This window comes from Mycobacterium sp. 3519A (assembly GCF_900240945.1).
GTDB lineage: Bacteria > Actinomycetota > Actinomycetes > Mycobacteriales > Mycobacteriaceae > Mycobacterium.
The window spans coordinates 814,441-825,231 of sequence record NZ_OESG01000012.1 but is presented as its reverse complement, the minus strand read 5'-3'; the positions used below and the strand labels follow the sequence as shown (position 1 = coordinate 825,231).

Genomic DNA, 10,791 nt, shown 5'->3' with positions numbered 1-10,791 from the left:
GGGCGGCCAAACCCCGATCGCTCGGTAAACCGTGACTTTGCCGAGTGGTCACTGCGATACTCAGCGACGTGAGAATCATCGGTGGGCTCGCCGCAGCTGTCCTCCTTTGTTCGGCCGCGCTTGGGCTGTCCGGGCCCGCGCGCGCTGACCAGGTGCTCCAGGGGATCTACGAGTACACCCCCGAACAGGGCGACAGCGGCACCTACGAGATCTGGCCGTCCTGCGTTCCGGTCGTCGGCGACCTGCGCGAACCGCTGAACCTGCCGGTCGCGTGCCGGTTGCACATGTCCCCGCAGTCGGCCGCTTTGACCGGTGGCGACGCGACACTCTCGGGTGGCGTGTGGCAATGGACCACGCCCAAGAAAGAGGGGATGCAGTGCCCCGACGGCAGCTGGGCGCCCGTCGTGGAGACCCTGAGATTCGACGACCTGACAATGACAGGCACCCGCTCGATCAGTCACACCGACGTGTGCGGCCTGGCGCCGGGCATCATCAACATCCCGTTCAAGATGGCCTACAAGGGTCCGCTGCCCATTCCCAACGAGCAATATCCGCTGTACTGCGAGCCTGCCGGTCTGCGCATCTGCCAGTGACCGGGCCCGGCCTCGGCGGACGCGCGGGTCAACGGCTGCGGCCCGCGGCCGCGGTCCCGCTGCTGAACGGCAAAGTGGTCGACCTGACCGGCCCGGGACTCACGTCGCAGTTCGGCGTCACGTGCACCGACCTCGGCGCTTCGGTGCTAGCGCCCAACGGCAAGTTGGTGTCGGTGTTCGGCGACACGTTCTCGGGACGCAAGGTGGGACAGGGTGATTGGCGCTCGCCTGTGGTGCTGATCGGCACCGGCGACGCCGACCACGAGATCGTCTACGAGCGGGCCGGGGGAGAGGACCCGAACTACGCCCGCCAGTTGTGGCATTACGTGCACGACGACGCCGCCACCGGTTGGACCCGCGGCGGCATCAGCACCGTGATCCCGTCGGATCTGCTGACGGTCGGCGACTCAATGTACTTGCACGCCATCGTCAATCGGGGATTCGGCAACGTGATCTGGACCGAGATATGGCGCTCAGACGACAGCGGTGTGTCGTGGTCGCACCCGGGCGAGAACGCGAAGTTCCCCGCCGACCTGCACGGCGGGCACGCGCAATGCTGGTCGTGGGATTACGAACCCGACGACGGTTGGGTGTACGTGATGGCGACGGGTTTTCAACGCGACAAAGGCATCATCCTGATGCGCGTTCAGCCCGAACACATCGGCCAACGGTCGCGATACGTCAGTTGGGGTTACGCCGACGACCGCTGGGCGTGGGGAACGCACGCCACGCCGATCACGCCTGAGGGCGAGAAGTGGGGCGAGTTGACGTTTCGCCGGATGGCGCAGGGCAAATGGGTGCTCGGCGGATTCCTGGCGTCGAGATACGCGCTGGGATACCGCGTTGTCGACTCGCCGGTGGCGAACATGCACACCACCGAACTGCAGATCCCGGTGACGGGCTCGTCGTGGCAGGACGAGGACCACACCGCGAACCGGGTAGCGCAGCTCTACGGCGGCTATGTGCTACCCGGTTCGCGGTTCGACATCAAGGGTGGCGTCGGGCTGGTGGTGTCGCAATGGCACACCGACAGCGGATGGCCTTACCGCGCAATGCAATTCAAGGCCGCGCTGCGCGACACCAGCAAGGCGGTGGAGCCACCCGATCCGATCAACCTATGACCGTCAGGCGGTGAAGCCGCCGTCCACGTTCCAATTGGCGCCCGTCACGAAGGACCCTTGCGGCCCGGCGAGAAAAGCGACCACACCAGCGATGTCGCCGGTGCTCCCGTAGCGGCCAACCGCTGTCATCGGCCGTGCCCAGTCGGCGAAGCCGCCGTCTTCGGGATTCATATCGGTGGCGATCGGTCCCGGTTGCACGTTGTTGATTGTGATCCCGCGCGGTCCCAGCTCGCGGGCGAGTCCCAGGGTGAGGCTCGCGACGGCACCCTTGGTCATCGCGTAGACCGACAGGCCTCCGACAGGCACCCGGTCGGCGTTGATGCTGCCGATGTTGATGATCCGGCCGCCGTCGCCGAGATGGGGCACAGCGTTCTGGATCGCGACGAACACGGCGCGAATGTTGACGGCCACCAGTCGGTCGAACTCTTCGAGCGGGAACGTCTCGGCCTCACCGACGGCTGCCACGCCGGCGTTGTTGACCAAAATGTCCAGGCCGCCGAGTTCGGCGACGGCGTCGTCGACCGATTTGGCGACCTGTGCCGCGTCGGTACTGTCGGCCTGGATGGCGACGGCGGTGCCGCCGGCCTCGGCGACCTGCGCGACCAACTTCTCCGCGTGTTCGGCCGACGCCCCGTACGTGAACGCCACCGCGGCACCATCAGCGGCCAGCCGTCGTACGATTTCGGCCCCGATGCCGCGTGATCCGCCGGTGACCAGCGCCCGACGTCCTGCAAGTGATTCAGTCATGCACTGGTAAAGGCAAGTCGCGCTCAGAACATTCCCGGGTGTCATAGGGTCACCGGTTGATGACCGAGCAAACCCGACTCGAACGTTGGGATCAGCGCACTGACCTGCCGCTCGCCGGTGTCGCGCTGGTGTTCCTGGCGTTGTATTCGGTGAAGGTGTTGGTCCGGCCGCATGGCGCTGTCGACAAGGCGGTCGATATCGGACTGTTGGCCGTCTACTGCCTGTTCGTGGTCGACTACCTCGCGCGGTGGTATCTGGCGGAGCCTCGAGGCAAGTGGTTCGTCAGACATCTCTGGGAGTTGCCGGTGATCCTGCTGCCGTTCCTGCGCCCGCTGCGGTTGTTGAGCCTTGCCGTTGTGGTGAACGCGCTGCAGCGGGCGGTCGGCCAGACCATCCGCGGGAAGGTGTTGGTCTACACCGTGTGCGGCGCGGTGGTGATCGTGTATGCGGCGTCACTGGCGATTCTCGATGTCGAGGGCACCCGGCCGGAATCCGACATCCACAACCTCGGCGACGCGTTGTGGTGGGCCATCACCACGGTGACCACGGTCGGGTACGGCGACCTGTCACCGGCGACGTGGATGGGGAAGATCGTCGCGGTCGCGTTGATGATCGGCGGGATCGCCCTTGTCGGTTCGGTGACCGCGACGCTGGCGTCGTGGATCGTGCAGCGGGTGGCCGAAGAGGACACCGCCGAGGAAGTGGCGACGCGGGCGCAGATCGACGAACTGCGCGACGAGGTCCGTCGACTCTCGAAGTTGCTCACCCGCGATGACAAGCCCGCCTATGGTGAAGGCCGTGAAGCATTCTGACAAGAAGCGGGTAGTCGTCTGGGGCACCGGGTTCGTGGGTCGGATGGTGATCGCCGAGATCGTCAAGCACCCGGTGTTCGAATTGGTCGGAGTCGGGGTGAGCAACCCGGACAAGGTTGGTCGCGACGTCGGCGAGATCTGTTCTCTCGGACAGCAATTGGGGCTGGCGGCCACCGACGACGTCGACGCCCTGATCGCGCTGAAACCTGATGCGCTGGTGCATTACGGCCCCACCGCCGCGCACGCCGACGACAACATCGCGCTGATCACCCGCTTCCTGCGGGCCGGGATCGACGTGGTCTCGACGGCGATGACGCCGTGGGTGTGGCCGACCATGCATCTGAACCCGCCGAACTGGATCGAGCCCATCACCGAGGCGTGTGAACTGGGCGAGTCGTCCTGCTTCACCACCGGAATCGACCCGGGCTTCGCCAACGACCTGTTCCCGATGACGTTGATGGGGTTGTGCTCCGAGGTGCGCAAGGTGCGGGCCTCTGAACTGCTCGACTACACCAACTACGAGGGTGACTACGAGTTCGAGATGGGCATCGGCAAGCCGCCCGAGTACCGGCCGCTGCTGGAGAACCCGGACATTCTGGTATTCGCTTGGGGCGCAACGGTTCCGATGATCGCGCACGCCGCCGGCATCATGCTCGACGAGATCACCACGACATGGGACAAGTGGGTGACGCCGACCGAGCGCAAGTCGGCCAAGGGCATCATCGAACCCGGAAACGTTGCGGCCGTGCGGTTCACCATCAATGGCGTGTATCAGGGGCAGACTCGCATCCAGCTGGAGCACGTCAACAGGATCGGCGCCGACGCCGCTCCTGACTGGCCGTCGGGCACCGAGAACGACGTCTATCGCGTCGACATCGAGGGCACGCCGAGCATCTTCCAGGAGACCGCGTTCCGCTTCACCGACGGCTCGGGACGCGACGCCGCGGCGGCCGGTTGCCTTGCGACCGGTCTGCGGGCGCTGAACGCGGTGCCCGCCGTCAACGACCTCTCGCCGGGGTGGGTGACCGCACTCGATCTGCCGCTGATCCCGGGTGTGGGGACCATTCGGTAGCATTCCGCACTCGGGGTTCTGGCGTTGACTCTGCGCTGAGGGCGGTCGTGTCGGGCAATTTGGCGCCGTAGCCGCAGACTCAACGCGACGACGATTTGCTGGTAACGATGGCGCCGTCGATCAAGATGGACTACCGATAGGGTTTCATCGAGACGGAGTGACATGTCTGACGGGGTAGGGCTGTCGGTTGGCGCGACCAACCTGGCGGCCGTCGTAGTGGGCCGGACCGCGGTACGGCGGTCCCCGGTGGTGACGCTGTACCCCCACCGGCCGCCCGAGGTCGGCGTGCCCAGCGAAAACCCCAACCTCGCCGAACGCGGGCTGATCATCACCGACTTCGTCGACCGCGTCGGCGACCCGGTGGGGATCGTCGCCGCCGACGGTTCGACCCACATGGCCGATCGGGTGCTCGCCGACGCGTTGCGCGCCATGCTGCGCACGGTCGGCCCCCCGGGTGGCCCGGTTGCCGTCACCTATCCCGCGCACTGGCGGCCCGCCGCCGTCGACGCCTTACGCACCGCGCTGGCGTCGGGACCGGACCTCGCGCAGGCGGCGCTGCTATCCGACGCCTCCGCTGCGCTCACCGCGTTGCAGGACGACCCCGGGCTGCCGACTCGCGGTGTGGTCGCGCTCTGCGACTTCGGTGGCACCGGCACCAGCATCACGCTCGCCGACGCCGCCAACGGATTCGCGCCGATCGGCCCGACCCTGCGCCACACCGACTTCTCCGGCGACCTGATCGACCAGGCGCTGCTGACCCACGTCCTCGACGACTTGTCCGCGGCAGGCACCATCGACCTGTCCGGCACATCGGCGATCGGCTCGTTGAGTCGGCTGCGGGCCCAGTGCCGCAGCGCCAAGGAGCGGTTGTCCACCGCGGCGGTCACCTCGTTGGTGGTCGAGTTGCCCGGCCACCACAGCGACGTCCGGCTGACCCGCAACGAACTCGACGAGGCGGTGCGCGGGCCGCTCGCCGAATTCGTCGCGATCCTACGAGATGCCGTGGAGCGCAACGGTGTTCCCGGCACCGACCTGGCCGCGGTCGCCACCGCAGGCGGCGGCGCGCGGATGCCGATCATCACCACCACGCTGTCCGAACACCTCCGCGTGCCCGTCGTCACCACCGCGCAACCGGAGCTGACCGCCGCGATCGGCGGCGGTCTCAAGGCCTCCCGCGGCACCGTCGAAGAGGGCGCTACGTCGATGGCTGTCGCGCCGGGCGTCGCGGCCGCGGCCGCTGCGGCGACTGCGATGGCCCCCGAGGTCGGTGCCCAGGACGCGCCGCAGTCGAGCACCTTCCGCGCGCTGGCATGGTCGGACGCCGACGACGCGCCCGATGTCGCGCCCTCCGACGCCTACGATTACGACCTCCCCGCCGGGGCCGGTTACGCCGACGGGCCGCGACCGCAGATGCAGTTCGATCACGAGGCGTGGGGGCAGCAACCGGAACCGCTGCCCTGGTACCGCAAACCCGCCTTGGTGCTGGCCGCTGGTGTGCTGGCACTGTTGGCGGCGCTGACGGCCGCGGTGCTGTTCGTCATGCGCGACGATTCGACGCCGGCGCCGGCGTCGAATCGTCGCGCATGACGAACAGCACCGCGCCGCCCCCTCCACCGCCGGAAACCACCGAGGCGCCGCCGCCGACCACGGAGGGCCCGCCGCCGACGACTCAGCAGCCGCCGTGGAGCCCGCCGTACTCGACGGTGCCCGGCCTGCCGTGGGTCCCTGCACCGCCGACGATTCCAGGAATCCCGGGGCCAGCCAACCCTTAGGCTCGCCTGCATGACCGACGGCTTGCTCTTCGACCCGAACACCTACGACCCGCAGCAGTTCGACGAAGAGACGCGGCGACTGCTGCGCGCCACGATCGACTTCTTCGAAGGTCTCGGCAAGAAGCGCATCCTCGACGACGACCTTGCCGCGCAGTGGCCCGCCGATTTCGTCGATTTCGTCAAGCGGGAAAAGCTGTTCGCGACGTTCCTGACGCCGTCGGAGTTCGCCGACGGGAACCCCGACAAACGCTGGGACGCCGCCCGCAACGCCGCGCTGTCGGAGATCCTCGGCTTCTACGGGCTCACCTATTGGTACACCGAGCAGGTCACGATCCTTGGCCTCGGACCGATCTGGCAGAGCGAGAACAAAGACGCCAAACTCAGGGCCGCCGACGATCTGGAGGCCGGCGAGGTGATGGCCTTCGGGCTGTCCGAGCGTGCGCACGGCGCCGACGTCTACAACACCGACATGGTGCTGACCCCGGCCAGCGAGGAGGACCGCGCCAACGGCATCCGCTACCGGGCGACCGGCGAGAAGTACTACATCGGCAACGGCAACGTCGCCAGCATGGTCTCGGTGTTCGGCCGTCGAGACGACGTGAGTGAGGCGGATGCCGCGGAAGGGTATGTGTTCTTCGCCGCCGACAGCAGGCACGAGAACTACCACCTGCTCGACAATGTCGTGCACATGCAGATCTACGTCAGCACCTTCCGGCTGGAGAACTATCCGGTGCGCGAGCAGGACATTTTGCACACCGGCGTGGAAGCCTTTGCCGCAGCGCTGAATACGGTCAACGTCGGCAAGTTCAACCTGTGCACCTGCACCATCGGCATGACCGAACACGCCTTCTACGAGGCGATCACGCATGCGCAGAACCGCATCCTGTACGGCCACCCGGTGACCGACTTCACCCATGTGCGAGCCAATTTCGTCGACGCGTACGCCCGTCTGGTGGCGATGAAGTTGTTCAGCCAGCGTGCGGTCGACTACTTCCGCAGCGCCAGCCTCGAGGACCGGCGCTATCTGCTGTTCAACCCGATGACCAAAGCCAAGGTCACCATGGAGGGTGAGACGGTCGTGCGGGCGTTGCACGACGTGATCGCGGCCAAGGGTTACGAGAAGAACACGATGTTCCGCGAGGTTTCACAGTTGATCGGCACACTTCCGCGACTGGAAGGCACCGTCCATGTGAACGTCGGTCTGGTGCTGAAGTTCATGCCCAACTACATGTTCAACCCGGCCGAATACCCTGAGATCCCGACCCGCAACGACCCCGCCGACGACACCTTCTTCTGGAACCAGGGGCCGACCCGCGGCGCGGCGAAAGTGCAGTTCGCCGACTGGAAACCAACGTATGAGGACCACGCCCGCATCCCGAACGTGGCACGGTTCTACGAACAGGCCCAAGCGTTTTCGACGCTCCTTGCGACCGCCGCGCCCGACGCCGACCAGCAGAAGGACCTGGGCTTCATGCTCAACGTCGGGCACCTGTTCTCGTTGATCGTCTACGGCCAGCTCATCCTGGAACAGGCGGTGCTGACCGGCCTCGACGACGACATCGTCGACCAGATCTTCGATTTCCAGATCCGCGACTTCAGCGCGTACGCCGTTGCGCTGCACGGTAAGCCGAGTTCCACGCAGGCTCAGCAGGACTGGGCCGTCGCCGCGATCCGCAAACCGGTGTCCGATGCCGAACGCTTCGACCGGGTGTGGCAGCGCGTCGAGGCCTATGACGGCGCCTACGAGATGCGGCCCTGACGCACCCCGGTCACCGCCGACCGCGGCAACCGGCCCGCTTTGGAATGACCGCGCATCCGGTCACCGTCGACGACGACGTCGAAATCGAGGTTGAGCCGCATCGGCTTGGTCACCGACTGCCGCCAGGTAACCCGTTGTCCGTCAACGACAATGTCACGCAGAGGCACCGTCTCGCCCTTACCGGTCGCGGTGCCGGTGCCGTTGTCGGTGAACGAGTAGACGATCGCGAGAGAGCCGATCGGCGTCTTGATCGTCAGGTCCCAGTCGCCGGTCAGGTCCATACCGTGCCCCTCCGCTCGTACCCGAACAACTTCTCCACGCTCAGCGCCACCTGCGGTCCGTAGCTGCGCTGCAGCAGATACAGCGCGAGATCCAGCCCCGAGGTCACCGCGCCCGCCGTCACCAGGTCACCGTCGTCGACGACCCTGGCATCGACGACGGTGACGCCCGTCGCGTCCAGCACGTCCATGCCGAGGTGATGGGTGACCGCGTGCCTGCCCTCGAGCAGACCTGCCATCGCCAGCGCCAGCGACCCGCCACAGACGGTCGCCACCGTCACGTCCGGGTTGGCCATCGCCTTGCGCATCAACGGCACCGCGCTCGTCTCGCCGAACCGGGCCAGCAGCACCGGGATGGTGTCAACCTCGTCCGGATCACCGTCGATCGGACCGCTGGCGCCGGGCACGATCACGTAACCGGGCTTGGCTGGGTCGAGTTGGGCCGTCGCGTTCAACACCATGCCCCTGGTGCCGCTGACCACCTGCCGCGGGCCTCCGGCGGAGACCAGTTCCACCTCGAGGTCGCCGCCGACCGCATCACTGCCTGCGGCCAGCACCTCGAACGGTGCGATGGCGTCGAGTGGGTCGAACCCGTCGAATAACACGATCTGTGCGTACACATGCTCATCGTCGGGGCGCCGGGCGTCAGGCAACAGAGGATCGGTGGCCATCGCCCGCCGGGATGTTGCCAGCCGGTCACCTACTCAAGACACCGCCTGATGAGCTGTGCGAGTGCTTCCGGCTGAGACAGGAAGGGGGAGTGCGACGTCTCGATCCGCAACACGTCGTTGGCGTTCTTGGCCATCATCTCCTGCGCGGCGACTGGAATCGCGTTGTCCCCTTCACATATGACGTATGTGCTCGGGATCGTCCGCCACGCGGTTTCGGTGACCTGTTGCTGCATCGCGGTGTAGCGCTGGTAGCCGAGTTGCGCGACCGCTTGGGTGGCAGTGCGGTCCTCGACGTCGTGGTAGAACGCGGTCATCGGTGTGGTCACTTCGACGTAGCCGCCGATGCCGTCGCGGTGGTGCAGTCTCGTCCACGGCATCAAACGACCACCGTTGGGGGACAACAGCGACTCACCGACGTCGAGTTGAAAGGCGGCGAGATACACGACGCGCCGGACGTTTTCGGCCTTCGCCAACGCCTGGGTGGTGGGTACACCGCCATAGGAATGCGCGACCACGACCACCGGCCCGTCGATCGCGGCGGCCGCCTGCGCTATCACCGCCGCGTCGGCATACATGTCGCCAAGGGTTGCCGGATCGTCACCGCTGCTCGTCAACGTCACAGTGCGTACGTCGACATCGGTCAGTTCGTTGACGAGCAGGTCGAAGTGGCCGGGCTTGTGCCAGGCGCCCGGCACCAGAAGCACGGTGGGACAGGTCATGAAGCATCCCGCGTCGACGTCAGCAGCCGTTGTTCGATCACGTCGGCGCCCCGGGCCGCCCCGCCGGTCGCGGCGTACCCGTCGGCGACACGACGCGCACCGTCGGCCATCGTCATCGCCTCCAGGATCTTCGCGCGCATCCGAGGCACGGTGAGATTTTTCGGCAGCAGTCGGGTGCCGCACTTCGCCACTTCGACGCGCCGGGCGACTTCGAACTGGTCACGGCCGTAGGGCACAACGCATACCGGCACCCCGTGCGCCAGCGACTTCTGGGTGACGCCCATGCCGCCGTGGGTGACCGCGCAGGAGGCGCGCGCGAGTACCAGGCTGTGCGGGACGAACTCGCGCACAGTGGCATTCGGCGGCGGTGTGATGTCGGGCGGCACCCCCGCCGGGAAGGTGGCCACGACATGGACGGGCGCGTCGGCCATCGCCTCCAGCGCTACCCGTGCCAGCTGGATATCTCCCTGATCTTCTGACGATGTGGAGATTAGGATGATGGGGCGGTCTATCTGGGTCAGCCATGTCGGCACTGTCGGCGGTGTCGGGTCATAAGAGCAGGGGCCGATGTACTGGATGGAGTCGTCTGTGTCCGGCCGCGGGTAGTCGAACGGTTGGGCCGTGGCCACCAGCAGCAGCGGTGCCCGACGTGCGTAGTCGTCGGCCGATTTCAGCGGTGACAGACCGAGTCTGGCACGAATGACGTTGTGCGACGCGGTCCACGCATCAGGCGCGTTGAATTTCGGACGGAGCAGCGCATCCCGCAGACGACCGACCGGACCGGGCCACGGCCGCAACCCCGGCCCCCATGGCGGCACTCCACGAGATCGCAGATACGGCACGAACGCCCAGAACGACAGCCAAGGCAGCCCGCTGGCCTCGGCGACTGCCGAGGCGCCCCAGCAATTCGGGTCAACTATCAGCAGTTCGGGGTGGAACTCGTGGATGGCTTCGGCCAGATCGAAGATCTCGAACTCGGCGCGACGAGCGAACGCCTCCCGTACCTGCGACAGCGCCTCCTTCGGGGATGCGGCGCCCGCGTCACCGAGGCGCGTGACTTCGATGCGAGGATCGACCGGTTGCGTGTCGAAACCCATGTCACAGCCGGTTTGCACGCCAGCGGCGAAAGTGCGCAGCGCGATCTCGTGGCCGCGATTACCCAACTCCCTCAGCAGCACGCTGGCGGGGAAGAAGTGACCCATCGCGGGGCTCAGATACGCGAGAACTCTTGCCATTCAATGCTTTCC

At 66.6% G+C, this 10,791-nt stretch carries 10 protein-coding genes and 1 pseudogene; 6 read left to right on the top strand and 5 right to left on the bottom strand.

Annotated elements, in window-relative coordinates; genetic code table 11:
- Positions 1-68 precede the first annotated feature (68 nt).
- Together C1A30_RS06225 and C1A30_RS06220 are read left to right on the top strand one after the other, a co-directional pair.
- Positions 69-593, top strand: a complete 525-nt coding sequence (locus C1A30_RS06225; RefSeq protein ID WP_101947681.1) for a hypothetical protein — start codon at positions 69-71, stop codon at positions 591-593.
- Positions 594-628: 35 nt separating this feature from the next.
- A complete protein-coding gene (locus C1A30_RS06220) occupies positions 629-1,714 on the top strand; it encodes a DUF4185 domain-containing protein (RefSeq protein WP_101947680.1) in 1,086 nt (361 codons plus the stop codon).
- 3 nt (positions 1,715-1,717) lie between these two features.
- Here the strand turns inward: C1A30_RS06220 and C1A30_RS06215 are convergent, their stop codons facing one another.
- Entirely contained in the window at positions 1,718-2,461 is a 744-nt protein-coding gene (locus C1A30_RS06215) for a 3-oxoacyl-ACP reductase family protein (RefSeq protein ID WP_101947317.1), read from the bottom strand.
- 59 nt (positions 2,462-2,520) lie between these two features.
- Here C1A30_RS06215 and C1A30_RS06210 point away from each other — a divergent pair, with 59 nt between their 5' ends.
- The 4 genes and pseudogenes from C1A30_RS06210 (at position 2,521) to C1A30_RS06195 (ending at position 7,876) form a co-directional block, all read left to right on the top strand.
- Positions 2,521-3,273 (top strand): potassium channel family protein, encoded by a 753-nt coding sequence (locus tag C1A30_RS06210; protein WP_101947316.1) that lies wholly within the window; start codon positions 2,521-2,523, stop codon positions 3,271-3,273.
- Positions 3,248-4,345: a dihydrodipicolinate reductase gene (locus C1A30_RS06205; RefSeq protein ID WP_200828202.1), complete on the top strand. Its 1,098-nt coding sequence runs from the start codon at positions 3,248-3,250 to the stop codon at positions 4,343-4,345. The genes C1A30_RS06210 and C1A30_RS06205 overlap by 26 nt, the downstream gene beginning before the upstream one ends.
- Positions 4,346-4,507: 162 nt before the next feature.
- A pseudogene (locus C1A30_RS06200) lies at positions 4,508-6,117 on the top strand (Hsp70 family protein).
- A 10-nt stretch (positions 6,118-6,127) separates the two neighbouring features.
- Positions 6,128-7,876, top strand: coding sequence for an acyl-CoA dehydrogenase family protein (locus C1A30_RS06195; protein WP_101947315.1), 1,749 nt, complete (start codon positions 6,128-6,130; stop codon positions 7,874-7,876).
- On the opposite strand, the gene C1A30_RS06190 is transcribed toward C1A30_RS06195, so the two are convergent.
- The 4 genes from C1A30_RS06190 to C1A30_RS06175 all read right to left on the bottom strand — a co-directional run bounded on the left by C1A30_RS06190 (position 7,858) and on the right by C1A30_RS06175 (position 10,779).
- Positions 7,858-8,157, bottom strand: a complete 300-nt coding sequence (locus C1A30_RS06190) for a hypothetical protein (protein ID WP_101947314.1) — start codon at positions 8,155-8,157, stop codon at positions 7,858-7,860. The two genes, C1A30_RS06195 and C1A30_RS06190, sit on opposite strands and share 19 nt — an antisense overlap.
- Entirely contained in the window at positions 8,148-8,774 is a 627-nt protein-coding gene (locus C1A30_RS06185) for a DJ-1/PfpI family protein (RefSeq protein WP_101947678.1), read from the bottom strand. The genes C1A30_RS06190 and C1A30_RS06185 overlap by 10 nt, the downstream gene beginning before the upstream one ends.
- Positions 8,775-8,854: 80 nt before the next feature.
- The gene (locus tag C1A30_RS06180; protein WP_101947313.1) at positions 8,855-9,544 is read right to left on the bottom strand and encodes an alpha/beta hydrolase; all 690 of its coding nucleotides are present in this window, start codon (positions 9,542-9,544) and stop codon (positions 8,855-8,857) included.
- Complete coding sequence (locus C1A30_RS06175) at positions 9,541-10,779, bottom strand: glycosyltransferase (protein ID WP_101947312.1); 1,239 nt, start codon at positions 10,777-10,779, stop codon at positions 9,541-9,543. Before C1A30_RS06175 ends, C1A30_RS06180 begins: the two co-directional genes overlap by 4 nt.
- Positions 10,780-10,791 lie beyond the last annotated feature (12 nt).